The 21,922-nt window shown below is 73.2% G+C and carries 20 protein-coding genes and 1 tRNA gene; 14 read left to right on the top strand and 7 right to left on the bottom strand.

What is annotated here, in order from left to right; all coding sequences use genetic code 11:
* Positions 1 to 37: 37 nt before the first annotated feature.
* The 3 genes from ABFX46_RS21980 to ABFX46_RS21970 form a co-directional block, all read right to left on the bottom strand.
* A tRNA-Thr gene (locus ABFX46_RS21980) sits at positions 38 to 110 on the bottom strand.
* A gap of 41 nt (positions 111 to 151) precedes the next feature.
* On the bottom strand, positions 152 to 913 hold the full coding sequence (locus ABFX46_RS21975) for a polyphosphate polymerase domain-containing protein (protein WP_346044721.1): 762 nt from the start codon (positions 911 to 913) through the stop codon (positions 152 to 154).
* Positions 910 to 1,491 carry a DUF4956 domain-containing protein gene (locus tag ABFX46_RS21970; protein ID WP_346044719.1) on the bottom strand — a complete coding sequence of 194 codons (582 nt, stop codon included), beginning with the start codon at positions 1,489 to 1,491 and terminating at the stop codon, positions 910 to 912. Before ABFX46_RS21970 ends, ABFX46_RS21975 begins: the two co-directional genes overlap by 4 nt.
* 141 nt (positions 1,492 to 1,632) lie before the next feature.
* On the opposite strand from ABFX46_RS21970, the gene ABFX46_RS21965 reads away from it, so the two are divergent.
* The 4 genes from ABFX46_RS21965 to ABFX46_RS21950 are packed head-to-tail and all read left to right on the top strand — an operon-like array spanning position 1,633 to position 5,383.
* Positions 1,633 to 1,902 (top strand): hypothetical protein, encoded by a 270-nt coding sequence (locus ABFX46_RS21965; RefSeq protein WP_346044717.1) that lies wholly within the window; start codon positions 1,633 to 1,635, stop codon positions 1,900 to 1,902.
* Positions 1,886 to 3,361, top strand: coding sequence for a sensor histidine kinase (locus ABFX46_RS21960; protein ID WP_346044715.1), 1,476 nt, complete (start codon positions 1,886 to 1,888; stop codon positions 3,359 to 3,361). Before ABFX46_RS21965 ends, ABFX46_RS21960 begins: the two co-directional genes overlap by 17 nt.
* A complete protein-coding gene (locus tag ABFX46_RS21955; RefSeq protein WP_346044713.1) occupies positions 3,358 to 4,017 on the top strand; it encodes a response regulator transcription factor in 660 nt (219 codons plus the stop codon). The genes ABFX46_RS21960 and ABFX46_RS21955 overlap by 4 nt, the downstream gene beginning before the upstream one ends.
* Positions 3,923 to 5,383, top strand: a complete 1,461-nt coding sequence (locus ABFX46_RS21950; protein WP_346044712.1) for a cytochrome P450 — start codon at positions 3,923 to 3,925, stop codon at positions 5,381 to 5,383. The genes ABFX46_RS21955 and ABFX46_RS21950 overlap by 95 nt, the downstream gene beginning before the upstream one ends.
* A gap of 66 nt (positions 5,384 to 5,449) precedes the next feature.
* On the opposite strand, the gene ABFX46_RS21945 is transcribed toward ABFX46_RS21950, so the two are convergent.
* Entirely contained in the window at positions 5,450 to 6,622 is a 1,173-nt protein-coding gene (locus tag ABFX46_RS21945; protein WP_346044710.1) for an FAD-binding oxidoreductase, read from the bottom strand.
* A 174-nt stretch (positions 6,623 to 6,796) separates the two neighbouring features.
* Between ABFX46_RS21945 and ABFX46_RS21940 the strand changes: the two genes are divergently transcribed.
* From ABFX46_RS21940 to ABFX46_RS21915, 6 genes are all read left to right on the top strand, one after another.
* Complete coding sequence (locus ABFX46_RS21940) at positions 6,797 to 7,081, top strand: GlsB/YeaQ/YmgE family stress response membrane protein (RefSeq protein WP_346044708.1); 285 nt, start codon at positions 6,797 to 6,799, stop codon at positions 7,079 to 7,081.
* 262 nt (positions 7,082 to 7,343) lie between these two features.
* Positions 7,344 to 9,386, top strand: coding sequence for a TerD family protein (locus ABFX46_RS21935; protein ID WP_346045081.1), 2,043 nt, complete (start codon positions 7,344 to 7,346; stop codon positions 9,384 to 9,386).
* 108 nt (positions 9,387 to 9,494) lie between these two features.
* A complete protein-coding gene (locus ABFX46_RS21930) occupies positions 9,495 to 9,782 on the top strand; it encodes a DUF485 domain-containing protein (RefSeq protein ID WP_346044706.1) in 288 nt (95 codons plus the stop codon).
* Positions 9,779 to 11,443: a solute symporter family protein gene (locus tag ABFX46_RS21925; protein ID WP_346044704.1), complete on the top strand. Its 1,665-nt coding sequence runs from the start codon at positions 9,779 to 9,781 to the stop codon at positions 11,441 to 11,443. The genes ABFX46_RS21930 and ABFX46_RS21925 overlap by 4 nt, the downstream gene beginning before the upstream one ends.
* 232 nt (positions 11,444 to 11,675) lie before the next feature.
* Complete coding sequence (locus ABFX46_RS21920; RefSeq protein WP_346044702.1) at positions 11,676 to 13,868, top strand: S8 family serine peptidase; 2,193 nt, start codon at positions 11,676 to 11,678, stop codon at positions 13,866 to 13,868.
* A 109-nt stretch (positions 13,869 to 13,977) separates the two neighbouring features.
* On the top strand, positions 13,978 to 14,274 hold the full coding sequence (locus tag ABFX46_RS21915; protein WP_346044701.1) for an SHOCT domain-containing protein: 297 nt from the start codon (positions 13,978 to 13,980) through the stop codon (positions 14,272 to 14,274).
* A gap of 234 nt (positions 14,275 to 14,508) precedes the next feature.
* Here ABFX46_RS21915 and ABFX46_RS21910 read toward each other — a convergent pair whose 3' ends face one another.
* Positions 14,509 to 15,123: a MarR family winged helix-turn-helix transcriptional regulator gene (locus ABFX46_RS21910; RefSeq protein WP_346044700.1), complete on the bottom strand. Its 615-nt coding sequence runs from the start codon at positions 15,121 to 15,123 to the stop codon at positions 14,509 to 14,511.
* Between the two features lie 325 nt (positions 15,124 to 15,448).
* Here ABFX46_RS21910 and ABFX46_RS21905 point away from each other — a divergent pair, with 325 nt between their 5' ends.
* From ABFX46_RS21905 to ABFX46_RS21895, 3 genes are all read left to right on the top strand, one after another.
* The gene (locus ABFX46_RS21905; protein ID WP_346044698.1) at positions 15,449 to 15,775 is read left to right on the top strand and encodes a DUF3263 domain-containing protein; all 327 of its coding nucleotides are present in this window, start codon (positions 15,449 to 15,451) and stop codon (positions 15,773 to 15,775) included.
* Positions 15,776 to 15,794: 19 nt separating this feature from the next.
* A complete protein-coding gene (otsB, locus tag ABFX46_RS21900; RefSeq protein WP_346044697.1) occupies positions 15,795 to 16,616 on the top strand; it encodes a trehalose-phosphatase in 822 nt (273 codons plus the stop codon).
* Positions 16,617 to 17,153: 537 nt separating this feature from the next.
* Positions 17,154 to 18,218, top strand: coding sequence for a hypothetical protein (locus ABFX46_RS21895; RefSeq protein WP_346044695.1), 1,065 nt, complete (start codon positions 17,154 to 17,156; stop codon positions 18,216 to 18,218).
* 60 nt (positions 18,219 to 18,278) lie between these two features.
* Here the strand turns inward: ABFX46_RS21895 and ABFX46_RS21890 are convergent, their stop codons facing one another.
* On the bottom strand, positions 18,279 to 18,875 hold the full coding sequence (locus ABFX46_RS21890) for a PadR family transcriptional regulator (protein ID WP_346044693.1): 597 nt from the start codon (positions 18,873 to 18,875) through the stop codon (positions 18,279 to 18,281).
* Positions 18,876 to 19,233: 358 nt separating this feature from the next.
* On the bottom strand, positions 19,234 to 21,357 hold the full coding sequence (locus ABFX46_RS21885) for a serine/threonine-protein kinase (RefSeq protein ID WP_346044691.1): 2,124 nt from the start codon (positions 21,355 to 21,357) through the stop codon (positions 19,234 to 19,236).
* Here ABFX46_RS21885 and ABFX46_RS21880 point away from each other — a divergent pair.
* The gene (locus ABFX46_RS21880) at positions 21,351 to 21,902 is read left to right on the top strand and encodes an RNA polymerase sigma factor (protein ID WP_163061338.1); all 552 of its coding nucleotides are present in this window, start codon (positions 21,351 to 21,353) and stop codon (positions 21,900 to 21,902) included. The two genes, ABFX46_RS21885 and ABFX46_RS21880, sit on opposite strands and share 7 nt — an antisense overlap.
* Positions 21,903 to 21,922: the final 20 nt, after the last annotated feature.

Raw genomic sequence — 21,922 nt, 5'->3', positions numbered from 1 at the left:
AAAGCCCCGTCCGTGTGGAGGGGGGCTTTGACGTGGGAGCCGGCGAGGGGACTTGAACCCCTAACCTTCTGTTTACAAGACAGATGCTCTGCCAATTGAGCTACGCCGGCGGGCTCGTTCCGCATCGTAGTCGACTTCGTGGGAGTCGTGCTCAGGGTGGTGGGAGGGGGAAGTAGCGGCGTAGGGGGCGGTGCCACGGGTTGGACGTTGCTCCTGGGTAGAGGACGGCTACCGCCAGGCAGTACTTGCTCAGCTTTGTGGGGCGTAGGCCCAGGTGGCGTAGTAGGCGGTCTGCTGGGGCGTCGGGGGTCGCGGACTTGGATTCGAGTAGGACCCAGGCTTGGTTCGCTTCGATGCGGGTGGCTTGAGCGGTGCAGACCAGGGCCGTGTCCAGGGTTACGCGGCCCGTGCCTTGGCGTTGGACGAGTGTGGTGCGGTTGTAGGACGTCGTCGCCGTTGGTGTCAGGGGCGATGGGGGGTTCATCCGGTAGGCCGAGAGGAGGGTCTGCCAGAGGAAGTCGGTGGCGGACGGGGTCAGGTCGCGGCGGCGGGCGGGGTCGTAGGGCATGCGGCGCTTGTCGGTCGCGTCTCGGGCGCCGTTCAGCTTCACCTCGAAGGTGCACTCGCCGCTGTCCAGGTACGTCCGGGTGCGGATCTTGAAGCGGCGGCGCCTGCCCTGGAGGTGTTGCCGGTAGGTGAGCAGGTCGGGGGTGTCGAAGTAAGTCGAGGTGTAGCGGAACGTGCGGAGGCTGTTGATTTCGAGGGCCGCGTAGGTGTCCCCCATCGCCTCCAGGAGGTGGGGGAGCAAGGGGGCGGGGACGAGGTACTTGCGGTCTAGGCGGAGTTGCAGCGTGGAGTGGGCCAGTACCTCCGTGAGGTCTACGGCGGGGAGCGCCGCCAGGGGTGTGCTCATCGGAGGTTCCGGGCGGTGAGGCGTTGGTGTTCTCCGCGGCGGTAGCGGACGTCCACCACCATGACGTCCCGGACGTAGTCGACTTCGGTCACCGACTGCCGCAGGACGATGCCGTCGAGCCGGTTCTCCAGGTCGGCGCGCAGTGCCACATCGTCGCCGTGCACGACGTCCAGGGTGATGAGGCGGTGCTGGGTGCGGGCCAGGAGGCGTGGGTGGTCTGCCGCGTACATGACGGTTAGGAGGACGACGTTCAGTGTCAGCGCCAGCCACGGGACCTGGGCGGCCAGGCCGTTCACTAGGCCAAGTGCCAGGGCGACGAAGTAATAGCCCACCTCCTCTTGGGTGAGGGTGCTGGAGCGTAGGCGGATGATGGACAGCACGCCGAACAGTCCGAAGCCGATCGCGAGGTCCGCGCGCTGGAGCAGGAGGAGCGACACCACGGTGAAGACGCCGACGTTGACCGCCACGTAGGCGAGTTGGAGGTCGCGCCTGCGGTGTCGCCGGAAGTAGATCAGATGCGCCAGTGCCGTGATCGCCACCAGGTCGGTGGCCAGGCCATAGACGATGTCGTCGCGCACAGTGTCCTCCTTTGGTCGCGTACAGGTTCCCGTCGGTCGATGAGGCGGCGGTGAGGTCACGGTGAGGGCCTTCTCATCCGAATGAGAGGGTTCTCATCCGCGACGCGTCGCGGGGGCGGGGCGGCGGGAGATAGTGGGCGCATGGCCACCCGTGCGGCGATCGCCGGTGTGGGGACGGCGGCTCTGGTCACCCTCGGCCTCGCCGCCGGGTTCGCCCGCGCCCAGACAAGTGACCCTCCGCGGCTCGGTGACATCGTGCGGGTGTCGCCGCCGGCCGAGTCGAAGTCCCCGAGTCCGTCCGGGACGGCGAGTCCGGCGTCCAAGGAGAAGGCGCGCCCTGTCCCGGCACCGCCGCCGCCGGGCAGCGATGACGATGACGACGTCGATGACGGCGATGCCGACGACGACTGAGGCCGGGACGCACGGTGTCAGCGCCCGGGCCCGCATCGTCGGCTGGATGCTGCTGCTGGTCGCGCTCGCACTGGCCGGGTCGGTCTTCGCGACCTGGTCGGTGCTGTCGGCGCGGCTGGACGACCGGATCAACGAGGAGTTGGGGCACGAGGCCGCGAAGCTCCGCGAGTACGCCCGCGGCGGTGTCGACCCGGCGACCGGGCGTCCGGTGCGGGACGTCCGGACGCTGCTCACCGCGTACCTCGCGCAGAACCTGCCGGACGGCCACGAGTCCTTCTTCAGCGTGGTGGGCGGCCGCGCGGACCGCCGCAGCCCCTACCCGCCGCCCGCCCGGCTCGACCATGACGCGGCGTTCGTTGCGAGGGTCGCGCGCTCCGACCGTCCGGCCTACGGATGGGCGGACAGTGCGGCGGGACGCGTCCGGTACGCCGTCCTGCCCGTCCGGGTGGCGGCCGATCCGACGCGCGGCGCCCTGGTCGTGGTCCAGTTCCGCGACCTGCAGGAGGACGAGGTCGTGGAGACGACGCGGGTGCTCGGGCTCACGGCGTTCGGTGCGCTCGCCGCCGCCGGGCTGGCGGGCTGGCTGATCGCGGGACGGGTGCTGGCGCCCGTCCGACTGGTGCGGCAGGCCGCCGAGCGGATCAGCGGGTCCGACCTGACGCGGCGGCTGGAGGTGCGCGGTGACGACGACGTCGCCGCGCTGGCCGCGACCTTCAACGTGATGCTCGACCGCCTGGAGGCGGCGTTCGCGACGCAGCGCCGGTTCGTGGACGACGCGGGGCACGAGCTGCGGACGCCGCTCACCGTCATCCGCGGGCATCTGGAGTTGATGGGCGACGATCCGGGAGAGCGGGCGGAGACGCGGGAGCTGCTCCTCGACGAGCTCGACCGGATGAGCCGCATCGTCGAAGACCTGCTGGTCCTGGCCAAGGCCGAACGCCCCGACTTCCTCGCGCCGGGCGATGTGGACCTGGCGGACCTCACGGTCGAGGCGGTCGCCAAGGCGCGCGGGATGGCCGCCCGGCGGTGGCGGGTCGGCGGCGTGGCAGAGGTGCGGATGGTCGCCGACCGGCAGCGGCTCACGCAGGCGCTCATGCAGCTCGCGGCGAACGCCGTCCGGCATACCGGCGAGGACGACACCATCGAGATCGGTTCGGCGGTGCGCGGCTCCATGGTCGTGCTATCCGTGCGCGACACCGGGCCGGGCGTCGCCGAGGCGGACGCCGCGCGCATCTTCGACCGGTTCGTCCGCGCCGATTCGGGGCCGCGGCCGACCGACGGCGCGGGGCTCGGGCTGGCGATCGTCGCCTCGATCGCCCGCGCGCACGGCGGCCGGGCGGCGGTCGAGCACCCGCCCGGCGGTGGCGCCCGGTTCGTCCTGGAACTGCCGCTGCGCCTGGACGAATCCGCCGCCGTGCCCGCCGTGCCCGCCGTGCCCGCCGTCAAGGAGGGCGCATGAGCCGGATCCTGATCGCCGAGGACGAACCGCGCATCACGTCCTTCCTGGAGAAGGGCCTGGGCGCGGCCGGGTTCGGCACGGCCGTCGCCGCCGACGGCGTCACCGCCTACGAGCAGGCCCGCGGCGGGGCGTTCGACCTGATGATCCTCGACATCGGGCTGCCGCTGCGGGACGGGTTCACCGTGCTGCGCCGGCTCCGCGAGGAGCGCGTCGCGCTGCCCGTCATCATCCTCACCGCCCGCGACGGCGTGGCCGACACCGTCGCCGGGCTGGAGGGAGGCGCCGACGACTACATCGCCAAGCCGTTCGCCTTCGAGGAACTGCTCGCCCGGGTGCGGCTGCGGCTGCGCGCCGATCGCATCCCCGAGCCCACGCTGCTGCGGGTCGGCGACCTCGCCCTCGACCTGCGGACCCGGCGCGCCCACGTCCCCGGACGGACGGTCGAGTTGACCTCGCGCGAATTCGCCCTCGCCGAGATGTTCTGCCGCAATCCCGACCAGGTGCTGACGCGGGAGCAGTTGCTGGCGCATGTGTGGGGCTTCGATTTCGATCCCGGCTCGAATGTCGTGGACGTGTACGTCCGCTATCTGCGGCGCAAGCTCGGTGCCGACCGCTTTGAAACCGTGCGGGGCGCGGGCTACCGCCTGCGGCTGTGACGCGCGGGGTGGCCGGACGTGGCCCCGGGGGAGGGAGTCGGCGGGGGCGTTTTACGGTGGGGATATGGGCGAGTTGGGTGTTGCCGGTCCGGGGAACGCCGAGGCTTTCGGGTGGTGGGGGCGGATGGCCCGGAGTCCGCTGGAGACGTACGTGGGGCTCGCGACCCGGTACGGGGACGCGGTGCGCGTCCCGTTCGGGAGGCGGCGGGCGTTCTATCTGCTGTCCCGGCCCGAGCACGCCGAACGGGTCCTGGTGGCCAACCAGGACAACTATGTGAAGGCGTTCACGTACCGGCCGCTGCGGGCCGTCCTCGGGGACGGCCTGCTCACCAGCGAGGGCGACACGTGGCGGCGGCATCGGCGGCTGGTGCAGCCGGCCTTCTCGCAACGGCACGTCGTCGGTTTCGCGCCGCAAATGGTGGAGACGGCCGTCGCGGGCGTTGAGCGGTGGCCCGACGGGGTGACGCTCGACGCCGCCAGGGAATTGCGGAAACTGACGCTCGACATCGTCGGGCGAGCGCTTTTCGGGAGTGCGCTGGCCGGGGAGGCGCAGCGGACCGGCCAGGCCCTGGAGGCACTGCAAAGAGGCGCCGTGATCGGCACGTTCCTCCCGGGAGCGACGGCGAAAAGGGGAATCTACCGGCGCGTGCCGGGGCTCGGGGGCGCGCTCACTCATCTGGACGGGCTGGTGCGGCGCGTCGTCGAGGGATCGTCCGGTGGAGAAATGCTCAATCTGCTCAAGGAGCGGGGCGAACTCGATGCCGAGGAACTCCGGGACGAGGTTCTGACGCTCCTGCTCGCCGGGCACGAGACCACGGCCGCTTCGCTGGCCTGGACGTTGATGCTGCTGTCCAGGTATCCGGCGGCGCGGGACCGGCTCGAGAACGAGGTGGACGATGTGCTCGGCGGCCGGGAGCCGAAGGCCGAGGACGTCGACGACCTGCCGTGGACGAAGGCCGTCCTGTCCGAGGCCATGCGCCTTTACCCGCCGGCCTGGACGATCGAGCGCGACGCGGTCGAAAGCGACGACATCGCGGGTGTGAATGTGCCGGCCGGATCGACCATCGCCGTCCCGCCTTACCTGATTCACCGGAACGCGGAAATCTGGCCCAACCCCGAGGGTTTCCAGCCGGAACGGTTCATGGGGGAGCAGCAGCGTCCTCGCTATTCGTATCTGCCGTTCGGGGGCGGCAGGCGCATCTGCGTCGGTGCCGGGTTCGCGATGCTGGAGGCGACGCTGGTTCTCGCGACCATCACCCGCACCCATCGGCTGGACCTGGCCCCGGGGGTGAACGTGCCGTGGCGCGCGGAGATCACGTACCGGCCGGCCGGGGCCGTCCCCATGCGGGTCACGCGCCGAGCCTGACGAGCTCGCAGCCGAGCCTCGGCGCGGCGACGGAGACGGCCGCGGCCGTGCCGGCTTCCTCGCATTTCACGCGGGCGGGATGTTGTGGTTGCGGTGGAACACGTTCTGCGGGTCGTAGGCGCGCTTGACCTCCCGCAGCCGCCGGAGGTTCGCCGGGGTGTAGGCGGCGGCAGTCCTGGCCGGATCGTGTAGGAAGTTCAGGAACGAGCCGCCGGTCGCGTACGGCAGGAAGGCTGCGTCGTCGGCGTCGGAGCCGTCGACGGTGAGCGAGAACGGGACGTCCCGGTGCCCGACGGGACCCGCGTCCGCCGCCGGACGGGCCATCGCGCCGCCCCAGTGCCTCACCTCGATGCCGGACGCCCGGCTGCCGGCGATCGCGGTGATCAGTGCGTCGGGAAGATCGGCGTGAAGGTGGAAGTGGCGGGGTGCGGTGCCGCCCAGCGACTCGGTCTGCGCGTACGGCATCGGCCGGAAATCGTCCTGGAGCGGAGGCCCGCCGGCCTCGCGCAGTGACCGCAGCGCCCGGGCGCCGTCCTCGGCGGAGCCCGCGTAGACAGCGCGGACGGCGACGACCCGGCCATGGACTGCATGGTCGGTCAGGGCGACCGAGACCGACAGCGCATCGGGACGCGTGTCCGCCTCGTCCCGGAACCGGGTGAGGACGTCGGCGGCCCGCTCGACCGGGAACAGCGCGACCCCGCCGTAGACCGTCGAAACCGGGTGGAGCCGGAACTCCAGCGAGGTCACGACGCCGAAGTTGCCGCTGCCGCCCCGCAGTGCCCAGAACAGGTCGGGGTGGCGGTCGGCGTCGGCGGTCAGGTATCGGCCGTCGGCGGTGACGATCCGAGCGCGCAGCAGGTGGTCGGCGGCGAACCCGTACCGGCGGCACAGCCATCCGACCCCGCCGCCGAGGGTGTAGCCGGTAACGCCGACGGACGCGTGCGAACCGGACAGCGGGACGAGCCCGAGCGGCGCGGCGGCGGCGATCACGTCGCTCCAGCGGGCGCCGGCGCCGACCCGGGCGATGCGGCGGGACGAGTCGACGAGCACGCTCGACATGCGGGACGTCCTGAGCAGCAGCCCCTCGTCCGGCGGGACGACCGTGCCGTGCCCGGTGGCCTGCACGGTCAGCGGCAGACCGCGGTCGCGGGCGGTGAGGATCGCGGCGCGGACGTCCGCCGGCCCGGTGGCGTCAACGGTCAGCGGCTCGGTGCCGAAGGCGGTGGCGTTGTCGTTCATGGCCCTGTCCTCCCGGAGCGCGGCTTCATGCGCCACACACTATGGTCATACATCTTGATAATCAAGATTCGTGACTAAAAAGAGTCGGCACAGTGCCGCGGGACGGCGGCCGCCGTCCACCACGGGAGACGTCAGCGCAGGTGAGAGGCCACCCTGAGTGGGCACAGGGGCGGCATGAACATTACGGGGATCATCTCGGCGATCATCATCGGAGCGATCATCGGGGCGGTGGGCCGGCTGCTGCTGCCCGGCCGCCAGCCGATCGGCGTCATCCTCACGGTGATCGTCGGCATCATCGCGGCGCTCATCGGGACGGGGATCGCCCAGATCATCGGCGTCCGGACCACCTCGGGCATCGACTGGATCGAACTCGTCTTCCAGGTCGGCCTCGCGATGCTCGGCGTCGCCCTCGTCGCCAGCCTCCAAGCCCGCCGCAAACACCGCCGCATGCCCCGCTGACCCACCCGGCCCACTCCGGTGACTCCAGTCGCCGTAGTCGCCCGATCGCCTGCCCCGGGGGGTAGCACCGGGGGCGGTTGTGTGTCAGTGGCTTTACGTTCCGTGGCCGGACTCCGCCATATACCCGTGTGGACGGCGAAAAGGGTGCGCGGCGGTGGCATTCTCGGGCTCGGCCTGCTCCCGGCCGCGGCGCCCATCGCGATGGCGTCGCGGTGGCCGACGACGCGAGTCCGGTCGATGCGGGGAGTGGCGCGTGCAGAACATGCTCAAGGGGGCCAATGCCGAGCTGGCGAGCCTGACCGAGGCCAAGGGGCCGGTCACCGTGGCGCTGCGGTGGGCGGACCCGTCCGGCAGCGGGGAGGCGGACGTCGCGGCCCTGCTGGTCGGCGGTTCCGGCAAGGTGCGCGATGACGGCGACTTCGTCTTCTACAACCAGCCGGCCACCCGCGACGGGTCCGTCCAGTTGCTGGGCAAGACGCCGACCGGCGGTGGCAGCGAGGACCGCATCATGCTGGACCTGGCGGCGCTCACCCCGGACGTCGAGCGGGTCGTCGTGACGGCCAGCCGGTACGGCGGGGCCACCTTCGGCGAGCTCGACGACCTCGGCCTGACGCTCTACGACAGCACGGGCGCGGCCCTGCTCGGCTTCGACATCGGTGACGCCGGGACGGAGACCGCGTTCGTCTTCGGCGAGCTGTACCGGCGGGGCGACGGCTGGAAGTTCCGAGCGGTCGGGCAGGGGTACGAATCCGGCCTCGCGGGCCTGGCGGGAGACTTCGGCATCACCGTCGAGGACGGCGACGTCGAGGACGGCGACGCCGAGGACGGCGACCCCGAGGACGGCGACGCTGAAAAGACCCCCGCCGACGAAGCTCCCGCCCGCAAGGAGGCCGCCGGCACGCGTGCGGACGACGCGGAGCGGCAGAGCCCGCCGGCCATCGCGGAAGCCCCCGCCGGAGAGACGGCGGCGGCGGGAGCCGGGTCCGGGGAGGGCGCGCGGAAGCGGCGCGCCGCCGGGCGCGTCCGGACGGCGAAGAAGCGCAGCACGCTGCCGAAAGCACCCAAGGCGGATCTCGCCGATCACCCGTCCTGGCAGGGCGCGCGGCTGTTCCCGGTCGCCGGGCTCCGCAGTGAGCACGAGCGCGAGGCGCGGGCGACGTCGACGCTGCTGGCGGTGATGGCGCAGGTCCCGGAGTTCGGGCGGCGCCTCACCGCCCGGTTCGGCGCGCCGGTCGGCACCGTCCAGACGTTCGTGGAGACGTCCTTCAAGCACGGCGACACCAAGGTCCGCCCGGACGGGGCCGTCCGCGTCGCGCGGGCCGGCCGGATCTGGACGGCGCTGGTCGAGACGAAGACCGGCGGCAGCCCGCTGAAGTCCGACCAGGTCGAGGCGTACCTGGAGGTCGCCGCGCGGAACGGCTACGAGACCGTGATCACGCTGTCGAACGACCTGGCGCTGGACGGCGAGCACCCCCTGACGGTCGACAGGAGGCGGTTGCGCAAGGTCGCGCTGCGGCACCTGTCCTGGGCGGAGGTCGCGCACGAGGCCCACATGCTGTGCCACCACTACGGGCTGGCCAGCCCCGTCCACGCGTGGATGCTCGGCGAGCTGCTGCACTACCTGCGGCACGACAACGCCGGATGCCAGGGGTTCCAGGACATGGGGGCGTCGTGGGTGCCGCTGCGCAACGCGATCACGGCGGGCACGCTGCGGCCCGGCGACCGGCACGCGGAGCGGGTGGCGGAGAGCTGGGAGAAGCTCGTCCGGCAGCTGTGCCTGCGGCTGAGCGGGGAGACCGGGCTGAACGTCGCGCCGGTGACGCGCCGCAGGCGGTCGACCGCCGAGTCCCGGCGCGCGGAGGTCGTGGCGTCGCTGCTCGCGGCGGGGCGGATGGGCGCCGAGATCCGGATGCCGGACGCCGGCGGGCCGGTGCGGGTCGAGGCCGATCTGCGGACCGGGCAGATCGAGACGAGCGTGGCGGTCCCGGCGGCCGCCCGGGCCCGCGCGCTGACCCGGGTGCAGTGGCTGCTGCGGCAGCTGGCCGACGCGCCGCAGGAGCTGCGCGTGGAGGCGCTGGCGGACGGCCGCGACGAGGGCCCGTGCGATCTGTTGAAGAACCTGCGGAGCGAGCCGGGGCTGCTCGTGTCCGGCGGCGCGGAGATCACCTCGTTCCGGCTGACGCTGTCCACCGGCATGGGCTCCAGGCGCGGGACGGACGAGGCGGGCTTCGTGCGCAGCGTCGACGTCGCCGTCGACCGGTTCCATCAGCAGGTGGTCCAGGCGGTCGAGGTCGAGAGCGAGTAGGGCCTTGTGTACGCATCTCGCCAAATGGGTCTTGTCGTACGTGAATCTTTGATCTCATAGTGCACTCGGATCAATGCGGAGAGTCACGTCCGGTCAGGGGGAGGCCAGATGGTGGGGGGACTTGCGCCGGTGGCGGAGTACGAGCGGTTCCTGCTGCTCAGAAGGAGGTTCCGGCGCGCGGCGGCGGTGGTCGCGGGGGTGTTTCTCGGGTGGTATTTCGTCTACGTCGGGCTGTCCGCGTTCGCTCGCGGGTTCATGGCGCGGACGGTCGCCGGGCACGTCAACGTGGCGCTGCTGCTCGGGCTGCTGCAGTTCGCCTCGACGTTCGCGCTCGCCGCCGGGTACGCGGCCTACGCGCGGCGCCGGCTGGACCCGCTGGCGGGTGAGCTGCGGTGACCGGGCGGACGCTGACGTTCGGGCTGTTCGTCGCGTTCATCCTCATCACGCTCGGGATCACGGTCTGGGCGCGGGTGAACACGCGGGGCGCCGACGACTTCTACGCGGGGGGCCGGACGTTCTCCGGCGCGCAGAACGGGGTCGCGCTCGCCGGCGACTACATGTCGGCCGCGTCCTTCCTCGGCATCGCCGGGATCATCGCGCTGAACGGCTACGACGGGTTCCTGTACTCGATCGGCTTCTTAGTGGCGTGGCTGCTCGCGCTGCTGCTGGTCGAGCTGGTGCGCAACGCGGGCCGGTTCACGATGGGGGACGTCCTCGCGCGGCGGGTGCGGCGGCAGGCGCCGGTGCGGCGGGCCGCGGCCGTGTCGACCGTGACGGTGTCGGTGTTCTACCTGCTCGCGCAGATGGTCGGCGCCGGGGCCCTGGTGTCGCTGCTGCTCGGCATCCACCGGGGCGAGCGGTTCCTCGGCATGGACGCCGGCACCGCGAAGACCGCCACGATCGTCGCGGTGGGCGCGCTGATGATCTTCTATGTGGCGTTCGGCGGGATGAAGGCCACCACGTGGGTGCAGATCATCAAGTCGGTGCTGCTGATGGCGGGGGCCGTCGTGCTGACCGCGCTCGTCCTCGGCAGGTTCGGGTTCGACGTCAGCTCGATGCTCGGGTCGGCGGCGGACGCGAGCGGGAAGGGGGAGGCGTTCCTGCGTCCCGGCGAGCGCTACGGGCGGGACGTCCCCGGCGACGCGTACCAGACGATCGTGAACAAGCTGGACTTCATCAGCCTGGCGCTCGCGCTGGTCCTCGGCACCGCCGGCCTCCCGCACATCGTCAGCCGGTTCTTCGCCGTCCGGGACGGGCGCGCCGCACGGACGTCGGTGTCCTGGGCGATCGGCCTCACCGGCGTCTTCTACCTGACGACGCTGGCGCTCGGCTTCGGCGCGGCGGCCCTGGTCGGACGGCAGGCCATCGTCGCGCAGGACCCGTCCGGCAACACGGCGGCGCCCCAGCTCGCGCAGGCCGTCGGGGAGCACATCGGCGGGCGCCTCGGCGGGGACGTCCTGCTGGCGTTCATCGGCGCGGTGGCGTTCGCGACGATCCTCGCGGTCGTGTCGGGCCTCGTGCTGGCGTCGTCGACCTCGCTCGCGCACGACTACTTCGGGCAGGTGCTGATGCTCGGACGGCCGCGCGAGTCGCAGGAGGTGGCGGTCGCGCGGTTCGCGTCGTTCCTCGTCGGGACGCTCGCGATCGTCCTCGCGGTGGTGGCGCGGAACCTGAACGTCGCCTTCCTGGTGGCGCTGGCGTTCGCGATGGCGGCGTCGGCGAACGTCCCGGCGATCGTGCTGTCGCTGTTCTGGCGGCGGTTCAACTCCGCCGGGATCGTCGCCGGCATCTACGGCGGGCTGGCGAGCGCGCTGGTGCTCGTGTTCTTCTCGCCGATCGTGTCGGGGAAGGTCGACCCGGTGACGGGGGAGAGCCTGTCGCTGTTCCCGGCGGGCGTCGACTTCCACCTGTTCCCGCTGGAGAACCCGGGCCTCGTGTCGATCCCGATCGGGTTCGCGTGCGCGGTCGCCGGGACGTTCCTCGGACGCGACAAGGCCGACACCGAACGCTACGACGACCTGTCCGTCCGGGCGCTCACGGGCGCCGGCGCGCACTGACGCCGACCATCGGGTACCCGGGGCTGACGCGCGCGGGCGCGGGCGGGTTACCATTCGTCCACCCTGCGGTTACCCATGAGTACAGGACGCCTGGCGGGGAAGGGCGGGGGGAAAGATCCAGACTGTCCCGGGCCTGCCCGAATGTGCCGAGTGCCGGGGCCGGGACGCGGTTGCCATGGCAGAATGTCACCCGCCGTGGAGCGCGGCGGTGGCCGGAGGGAGGTGCGGCGGCGTGTCCGAAGCCGGTCGACGCCGTCAGGGGCGATCCCGACCGACTCTCTCCCCGCACCGGCTCGGCGCCCGGGCGACCGCGGTCCTGACCGCCGTCACGCTCGGCGCCGCGGTGGCCGTGCCGGTGGCGATGGTCTCCGGAGGGGAGCGCACCGCGCGGCAGCAGGCCGTCCGCGGGGCCGCGGCCGGGGCGCCGGTGAACGCGCGGGCCGACCAGATCCGGTCCCGGGAATGGCACCTGAAGGTCCTGCACGCGCAGAAGGCATGGAAGTACTCCAAAGGGCGCGGCGTCACCGTCGCCGTCCTCGACACCGGCGTCGACGCGAACCATCCCGACCTCACCGGCCACGTGGTCGGCGGGCCCGACCTCACCGGCGGCGTCCGGTCCCCGGGCACCCGCTACTGGGGCCTGCACGGGACGTCGATGGCCAGCATCATCTCCGGGCACGGCCACGGCCCCGGGCTGTCGCAGGGGATGATGGGCGTCGCGCCGCTCAGCCACGTCCTGTCCGTGCGCGTCACGCTGGAGAACGACGACCCGCTGCGGCGCGACAACGGGCAGCAGAACGGCGGCACCGGCGAGCACGACGCCGTCGCCCAGGGCATCCGCTACGCCGTCGACCACGGCGCCGGCATCATCAACATGTCGCTCGGCGGCGGCCGCCAGTTCTACACCGGCACCAAGTCGCAGGAGAGCGCGATCAAGTACGCGCTGTCCAAGGGCGTCGTGCTGATCGCGTCCGCCGGCAACGACGGGTCCGGCGCCAACCGCGAGAACTTCCCCGCCTCCTACCCGGGCGTGATCGCCGTCGGCGCGCTCGACCGCCGGCTGCGCCTCTGGAAGGACAGCAACCGCCGCTCGCACGCCGCCGTCTGCGCGCCCGGCGTCGACATCGTCAGCGCCGACGCCAGCAACGGCTACGTCGTCGGGACGGGCACGAGCGCGTCGTCGGCGATGGTCGCGGGCGTCGCCGCGCTGGTCCGCTCGCGCTATCCGAAGCTCACCCCGGCCGAGGTCAGGCAGGCGCTCATCCAGGGCTCCCCGGCCCGCCGCGGCTACCCGACCGGGTCGACCGCCTGCCGCGGGACGGTCGACGCGCTGCGCACCCTCTACGCCGCGCACAAGATCAACAAGACGTCGAGCGGACCGGTGGAGACGCCGCCGCCCGCGCCCTCGCCCACGCCGACCCCCGTCACCGCGCTGCCCGAGCGCGACGCCGGCGTCCTGCTCCCGCTCGTCCTCGGCGGCGGGGGGCTGCTCGTCGTCCTCGGGCTCGTGCTCGGCTGGCGGCAGCGGCGCCGTCCCGAGGACGGCCTGGAGGAGACCGAGGACGTTCCCGAGTACGGGCTGCCGTCCGTGCCCGCCGCGGCGCCCGGACCCGCCCCCGCCGTGCCCGGCCCCGCCGTGCCCGGCCCCGCCGTGCCCGGCCCCGCCGTGCCCGGCCCCGCCGCGTCCGGGCACGTCCCCGGGCAGGCCGACGGCGAGCCCGGGTGGGCGCCGGTCAGCGTGCCGCTCTGGCAGAACACGCAGGCTTACCAGGGACCGCCCCTGGACCCCCTCCCGCAGGCCGACCCCCACCGGAACGCCGCGCCGCCGGACCGGTCGCCTTGGGACGACGCGTCCCCGGAGCCCTCGTCCTGGGACGCCGAGCCGTGGTCCCCTCCCGGCGGCGAGCCGCTGCCGCCGCCCATCGAGCCGAAGCAGCCCCCGATGATGTCGCACGAGCTGCGTCCGTTCGTCCCGGGCGAGTTCGCGTCGAACGGGCACGCGTCCGGCAACGGGCATGCCAACGGGCACGGCCCGGGCAACGGCCGCCACGCCAACGGCCGCCACGCCGCCGACGTGAGCGCCGGCGACCTGAACGGCGCCGCCGCGGACGACGACGAGCCCACCCTGGACGACGACGACTGGGAGGCGTTCCGGCGCGGCGCCCTCGACCTGCCGGATCCCGGCGAGACCGATCCGCTCCCCGCGGTATCCGCCGAGCCGCCGGACGAGGCGCCGCCCCCGCCCGTACTTCCCGCGGACGAGCAGGCCACGGGGGCGTTCCCGGCCGTCCCGCCGCCGGGTCCCGGCGACGCCGAAACCGCCTACGGGCCCGGCGCGGACCGGCCCGGCGACGACCCGCACGGACGCGGTCCGCACCACGCGCGCCCCGCCGAGGACGAGGACTACCGGCCGCCCTGGTGGTGATCGCGGTACTCCGCCGGGCGTAGTGCGAGTGCCTCCGGCCGGCCGACGCGGCACCCCGTACCCGTCGCCGAGCATCGACGTATCCGCACACAGGAAGGGTCGATGAACCATGCTGACGACGTTGGCGGCGCAGGCCGCGGCCATGCACCCGGGCGGCTGGAACGACGGGGACGCCCCCGCCTTCTGGCCGGTCTTCCCGATCACGTTCGGGCTGTTCTGGCTGGCCGTGCTCGGAACGGTGTTCTACCTGATCCGGCGCCGCATGACCACGAACGCCACGGCGGCCGCGGCGGCGGCCGACCCGATGACCAAGGCGCGGTCGGTCCTCGCCGAGCGGTTCGCCCGCGGCGAGATCGACGAGGACGAGTACCTCATGCGCATGTCCGCCCTCCGCGACGGCGACTGACCGCCGCCGCCCGGCGGGGGCTCGCCAGGGCGGCGCACCACCGCCTCCGGCCCGGGCCGTCGCCCTCGGTCCGGGACGTCCTCGGTCCGGGACGCCCTCGGTCCGGGACGCCCTCGGTCCGGAGACCGATCTCGGCTCCTCCGGCCGGGGGCGGCGGCGTGTGCGGAGGCGCGTCCGGCGACGGCGAGACGCCGGCCGCCGTACCCGCTTCGCCTCCGCCGCGGGCCGGCGGGGTCAGTCGGCGGCGGCCTCTTCGAAGATCCGGCCGATGCCGTCGGAGTACTCCGGGGCGCGGCCGGCGGCGTCGGCGAAGCGGGTGAGCAGGCGGGCGAACTCGGCGCGCTCGTCCGCCGTCCAGCCGGCCATGAGGGCGTCGAGGTAGGCGCGGCGGGACCGGTCGGCGACCCGCTTCACGCGCAGCCCGGCCTCGGTCAGCCCGAGGTTGGCGCGGCGCGCGTCGACCGGGGACGGGCGGCGCGACACCAGCCCGGCGTCGATGGCGTGGCCGACCAGCCGGCTCGCGGTGGACGGGTCGATCTCCAGCCGCTCCGCGACGGCGCCGACCGTGACCTCGCAGGGGCGCGTGGCGCACTCCGGCTTCTCGGCGGCGGCCGTGAGCGCGGCGACGGCGTTCACCACCATGAGGTTCGACAACTGCAGCGGCCGCCCGTCCGGACCGGCGGACGTCTGGGCGCGGATCCGCTTCATGAGGTCGGGCTTGGCCCACACGCGGCGCAGGTGGAACAGCGCCATCGCGATGTCGGTGAGCGTGGGATCCCCCTGCGGCTCGGGCGGCGCCGGTGCGTCCGGCTCGGCGGGCCGTCCCGGGCCGGGAGTCTCCGTCGCCATGCAAGGTCTCCGTTCGCGTGTCGGACGCCGGACGCGGCGAACTCCTCACTTTAACCTATGTAGTCTGCACATGATCGGGACCCGTGGGACTGCCGTTCGCGATGAGACACACGGCGCGAAAGAGCCGCAGGTGAACCGGGATGTGATGCACTGAACCACCGGCCCCCGTTCCCCGTGAACCACCGGAACTTGTCGGCCCGGGCGCGTAGCATGGCACCCGCCCGAACCCGGACGAGCCGGGATCAGTAACCACAGAGGGGACCTGATGCGAGCGGCGAACGCCCCCGACGGCCCCCGCGGTGACGTCCCCCCACTGGACGGAAGCATGGACGATGGCCGACCCCCGCGACCCCTGACCGAAGACGACGAGGGAGGGGCCGACGACGCCGCCTTCCACGCCGACCACCTCTGCGAGCGCGACCGGCGGATCCTCGCCTTCGAGCGGCAGTGGTGGAAGTACGCCGGAGCCAAGGAGCAGGCCATCCGCGAGCTGTTCGACATGTCGGCGACGCGGTACTACCAGCTCCTGAACATCCTGATCGACCGACCCGAGGCGCTCGAGTGCGATCCGATGCTCGTCAAGCGCCTCCGCCGGATGCGGTCACAGCGGCAACGCAGCCGCGCCGCGCGCCGACTCGGCATCCGGCCCTGACCCGACCACACTGGGTCGGGTGACCTCTCCCCGCTCTGTGACGGCCGCCGGCGCCGGCGGCCTCGACGCGATCCGCAGGAACCCGGCCGGGGCCGTGCTCGGCTTCGACTTCGACGGCACGCTCGCGCCCATCGTGGACGATCCGGCCTCGGCCCGGGCCCATCCCGGCGCCGCCCCCGCCCTCGCCCGGCTGGCCCCGCTGGTCGGCGCGCTGGTGATCGTGACCGGACGTCCGGCCGCGGTCGCCGTCGAGTACGGCGGCTTCGAGGGCATCGACGGGCTCGTCGTCCTCGGGCAGTACGGGCTCGAACGCTGGGAGTCCGGCGTGCTGACCGAGCCGGAGCCGCCGCCGGGCGTCGCCGAGGCCCGCGCGAAGCTGCCCGGCGTCCTCGCGGCGGCGGGCGCCCCGCCCGAGACCTTCGTCGAGGACAAGGGGCAGGCGCTCGCCGTCCACACGCGGCGCTGCGCCGAGCCGGAGGTCGCGCTGGAGCGGCTGCGGAGCATCATCGCCGCGCTCGCCGAGCGGACCGGGCTCACCGTCGAGCCCGGACGCCTCGTCCTCGAACTGCGCCCGCACGGCATGGACAAGGGCATGGCGCTGCGCCGGTTCGTCGACGAGCTCGGCGCCCGCCCGTCGGCCGTCCTGTTCGCGGGGGACGACCTGGGCGACCTGGCCGCGTTCGACGCCGTCGAGGCGCTGCGCGCGGAGGGCGTGCCGGGCGTGCTGGTGTGCAGCGGGTCCGCGGAGGTCACCGAGCTCGCCGAGCGGGCGGACGTGGTGGTCGACGGCCCGGCCGGCGTGGTGGACCTCATGGGCGCCCTGGTGGACGTACCGTCCTGACCTGGGCACTACCTTGTCGGAGAAGTGACAAGACTCCGAACCGGAGTTGTCGCATCTCGCGAGACTCTGGGGGCGCCCGTAGACGTCGGGTCCAATTGCGCCAAAATATGGTGGATTGCGACAAGCGTGGTTCACGGGGGAGTCACGCCGAGGACATGGGGAGGCTTGATGGTGGACACGGGACCGGGAGCCCCGCGCCGTCCGGACGACATCAGGCACACGCCCGCCAGTGGCCTTCCAAGGGCCACCCCGAGGGAGGGGACGCCCGTCCAGCCGCCGGGCGCGCCCATCCCGCCGGGCGCACCGACCCGCCCCATCGTCCAGGCATCCCCCACCGAAACCCCGCGCGTCTGGGGCACGCCCCCAGAACCCGCCACCCCACCCCGGGGCACCAGCCCGCAGCCGGGCGTCCCCCCGCAACTCGGTGGCGTCCCGCAGCCGGGCGCGGCCCCGCAGCCAGGTGGCATCTCGCAGTCCGGCGATGTCTCACGGCCGGTCGATGCTTCGCGGCCGGGCGTCGCTTCGCAGACCGGCGGCGTGCCGCAGCTGGGCGCGGCCCCGCAGACCGGTGGCGTCCCGCAGGCCGGTGATGTCTCGTGGCCGGAGGGCGTCTCGCGGACGGGTGGGCTGCCGCAGCCGGGTGGGCTTCCGCAGACCATCCACCTGTCGCAGGCCGGAACCGGGAGCGGTACCGGTCCGCAGCCGTCCGACCTGTCGCAGACCGGGGGATGGCCGCGGGTCGGCGGGCCGTCCGAGCCCGTTGGGCCGGCGCGGGCGGGTGCCGCGGAGTGGGCCGGGGTGCCGGAGGCGCAGGACGCCTACTCCGAGCGCCAGGAGCGCTCGTCCACGACCGGGCCGATGGGGGTCCGGGAGACCAGCGGCGTGCAGGTCCGGCTGGGGTCGCGGGAGCGGGAGCGGGACCGGCAGGCGCGCCGCCGCGCGGGGCGCCGCAGCGGGCTCGTCGCGGCGGGCGTGCTCGTGCTCGCCGGGCTCGTCACGGCCGGCCTCGTCCTCACGCCGGGATCGGGCGACGACGGCGGCGGGACGGAGGCGGCGCCGTCCAGCGGGGAGCAGAGCCCGATCGGCACCGGCGAGCTGCCCGACGCGGGCACGCCGATCACGGTCGGCACCGCCGACGGCTCCAAGTACCGGCTCGCGGCGGTGACGAGCGGGGTCAGCGACGGGGTGGCCCCGACGTCGCAGTCCTCGCCGCCGTCCGGGACGTCGTTCCCCTATGTCGAGTACATCCTCAGCAACCCGACGCAGAAGAACGTCCTGCTCGACTTCCCCGGCGACGTGTTCGTCAGGCGGAGCCTGGTGGCGCCGGACGCGCAGGGACGGTGCATGCCGCAGGCCGGCGTCCCCGAGGACATGTGCACCCCGCCGACGCGGAGCCAGGTCGTCCGGCATCTCGCGGGCGGCCAGCTCGTCCCGGGCGACGGCGGCGACAAGTACCTGCCGCCGAACTCGTCGTTCCTGGTGCGCGCGACGGTGGACGTCCCCGTGAACCGGGCCGTCAAGCGCACGGACATGGGCCTGTACGTGTGGAAGCAGCTCTACATGGCCGACCAGCTCGCCAAGCAGGCGCCCTTCCCGCGCTGAGCGCGTGAACGCGAAACCGCCGCGGCCCGGCTGGGGCGCGGCGGTTCCGGTCGTGCGGGTTCACTCGGCTTCGGGGTCGTCGGCGAGGATCCCGTAGAGGCGGCGGCGGGCGTCGTTGACGACGTCCAGCGCGCGCGCCTTCTGCGCCTCGCTGCCGACCGCCATCACCTGCTGAAGGGCTCCCATCAGCTGGCCGATCGCCTCGCGTCCGCGCAGGACGTTCTCGCCGGCGGCCGCGGTGACCTCGTCCCAGGGGGCCGTGGTCTGCGCCTCCGCCTCCTCGCGGCCGGCGTCGGTGAGGGAGAACAGGCGCTTGCCGCCCTGCTCCTCACTGCCGACCTTGCCCTCGTCCTCCAGCATCTGGAGGGTCGGGTAGACCGAGCCGGGGCTCGGGCGCCAGACGCCGCCGGTGCGGCCGTCCAGCTCCTGGATCATCTCGTAGCCGTGCATGGGGCGCTCGGCGAGCAGGGCGAGCAGCGCCGCCCGGACGTTGCCGCGCCGGGTGCGCCGGCCGCGCCCACCGCGTCCGTGATGGCCGCCCGGACCGGGCCCGAGCCCGGGACCGCCGGGCCCCCAGGGACCGAACGGATCCCCGCGCCGCCCGCGCTCCATGGGCCCCCGGCCCCCGCCGCGCCTTCTCATCGTGTGGTCGTGCATCGCGGTCTCCTTCGTCTAGTGATCGGTTGCGATGCATTAACGATATATCGGAATAGCTCGACGATGCAACGACGACTATTGTGATCTGCATCACGTCGCGAGAAGGCTCGGGCCGTCCGGGATTCGCGCTCGCGGGTTCACGACGGGCTGCATCGCCGAGAATCTGTGCGGGACGGGAAAGCGGCGACTGACGCACATAGACGACGGAGCATCGACGGGTGCGGCACCGACGGCCCCAGCGAGTCCCCTACGTCGACACCGACACCGGCGCCGCGCGCTCCTTACTGGAGGGCGCGGCGTTCACCGACGACGAGAAGGCGGCATCGCCCACCGCTCGCGCGGCCGCCGCGTCCCGGGGTTACAGAGTCACCTTGAGGTTGTCGAGGATGTCCTTGGTGGCGTCGCGGTCGTCGGTCTCCTTGACGCGGATCCACAGGCCGAACTTGCCGGCCTTGTCCTTGAGGCCGATCTCGGTCACCGACGGCGTGCCGGTCTTGCAGGCGGTGAAGCGGGTGATCGTCCCGCTGAGGGCGCCGTCCGGCGTGGTGTAGTTCTCCGGGGCGGCCTTCGTGCACTGCGGGTGGTTGGACGCGCTGGGCGGCGGAAGCTGGCCGGGGCGCAGGTCGGTGGTGACGCCGATGAAGACGCCGGGGCCCTTGCCGTTGCCGAGGAACGCGGCCTTGTCAGGGGTGGCGCGGAGCACGGCCCGCGGCTGGTTGTCGGTCAGCCCGACGCTGGACGGCGTCCACGTCTGCTCCTTGTCCAGCGGCCACGCCTTCGGCACCGCGGTCTTGATCTTGCCGGCGGTGTCGGAGGCCGCGACGAAGTCCTTCGGGATCGCCGCGCCCTTCTCGTCCTTGCCGTCCTTGCCGTCGCCGCCGGAGAACAGCAGGCCGAGCGTCAGCCCGCCGACGACCGCGACCGCCAGCACGACCACCGTGATGACCAGCGGCGTGACGAACTTCTTGGGCGCACCGCCGCCCGAGCCGCCGCCCGACAGCCTGTTCATCAGCCCGCCCTGCTCACCGCCCTGGCCTTGCACCGGGCCCGGGGCAGGGGGCTGGAAACCCGTGGGCGGCGGCGGGCCGCCGTAGGGTCCGCCCACCGGCGGCATGGGCGCGCCGCCCTGCGGAGGCATGGGCGCGCCGCCCTGCGGAGGCGGCTGGGTCGGGAACACGGCGGTCTTGTTGTCGCCGCCCTGCGGCGGCCCCTGGTACGACACCGTGCGGTCGTTGTCATTGTCCGGGGACGTGGGGCCCTCGCCCTGCCCGAACGGGGTGGCGCGCCCGGCGGGGTCGTCCACGATCGTCGCCTGGCCGTCGCCGCGCGGGCCCGGCGGCAGGCGCATCTCGGACGTGCGGACGTCGTCCTCCACGGGCTGGTCGAGCCGGGTCCGCATGTCGGGCGGCTCGGCCTGGTTCGCGGCGACGGTCTGCCCCGGGCCGGGCGGCTGCTGCACGGGACCGGGGCCGGGACCGGGCGGACGGCCGGGGCCCGCCGCGGGCGGCTGCGCCATGGTGCCGTCGCGGTAGAAGTCCTGGACGGTGGCGTCCGCGTCGATCCGCGGGACCGGAGCCGGAACCGGGGGCGCGGGCTGTGCGGGCTGCGCGGCGGGCGCGGCCGGGGCCGTCGTCGGGCGCAGCGTGGACAGCGCCTCCGCGAACGCCTCCGCGGTCGGCCACCGCTTCTCCCGCTCCACCTCCAGCGCCCGCATGATGACCTGGTCGAACGCCGGCGGCAGCCCCTCGCGCAGCTCGCTCGGCGGCGACTTGACCGGCGCCGGGCCCGGGGCCCGTCCGGTGAGCATGTGGTAGGTCAGCGCGCCGAGCCCGTACACGTCGGCGCGCACGTCCAGGCCGCCGCCGAACCGCGCCTGCTCCGGCGACATGTACCCGGGGGTGCCGACCGGCAGCGTGAACGCCCCGGACGCGTGCGCGAGGGCCTTGGCCAGGCCGAGGTCGGCGATGAGCAGCTTCTCGCCGCCGTCCGGCGTCGACTGGAACAGCACGTTGGACGGCTTGAGGTCGCGGTGGATCACCCCGAGCGTGTTGATCACCTCGACGCCGTAGGCGATCTGCTCGGCGAGCGCGACGACCTCGCTGACCGGAAGTGGCCGCTCCCGCATGCGGTCGCCGAGCGTCCCGCGGTCGGCGTACGACATGACGAAGTAGGGGCGGGCGTCCGGCAGCTCGCCGATGTCGTGCACCCGGACGAGCCGCTCGGAGTCGGCGCGGCGCAGGATCCGGGCCTCCTCCAGGAAGCGGTTGCGCACGTCCAGGTCGTCCACCAGATTGCTGTTCAGCACCTTGATGGCGACCTGCGACTCCAAGGCGTCGTCGTGCCCCAGCCACACAGAGGCGAACGCCCCCGAACCCAGGACGCGATCGATTCGGTAACGGCCTACAGATGCTGGGAAGGACACTCCCGTATCATCCCAGCAAACGGGGTGACCCCGCGAACGAGCGATGAGGCGGCATGGCATTCGACGAGAGGACCGAGGAGTTGGCGGTGAAGGCCGCTCAGGGCGACCAGGGCGCCCTCAACGAGCTCCTCCGCAAGATCGAGCCGGACGTGCTGCGGCACAGCTCGCGCTTCCTGCCCTGCCGGCAGGACGCCGAAGAGGCATGCCAGGACGCGCTCCTCCAGGTCGCGCGCAACATCCACCGGTTCGAGGGCCGGTCGCGGTTCAGCACCTGGCTCCATGTCGTCGTCGCCAACTCCGCGCGGTCCACCTACCGGTCGCTGAAGCGCCGGTCGGTCGAGCAGGCGGGCGAGCTCCCCCAGCAGCGCCCCGACCCCCGCCGGACCAGCGTCATCGCCGGATCCCGGGTCGACATCCTCGACGCCATGGAGGACCTGGAGGCCCGCAAGCCCGACCTCATCCAGGCCCTCGTCCTGCGGGACGTGTCCCAGCTGGAGTACGCGGAGATCGCCGCGCAGCTCAACCTGCCGCTCGGCACGGTCAAGTCCCGCATCCACGAGGCGCGCAAGCAGGTCCGGCAGACGCTGGGCGAGTCCTACACCTGACCCCTCCCGTACCGGACGGC

Source organism: Actinomadura chokoriensis (assembly GCF_039529475.1).
GTDB lineage: Bacteria > Actinomycetota > Actinomycetes > Streptosporangiales > Streptosporangiaceae > Spirillospora > Spirillospora bangladeshensis.
Note: the sequence above shows the minus strand (reverse complement) of the source record. Positions and strands in the feature narration are given on the sequence as shown.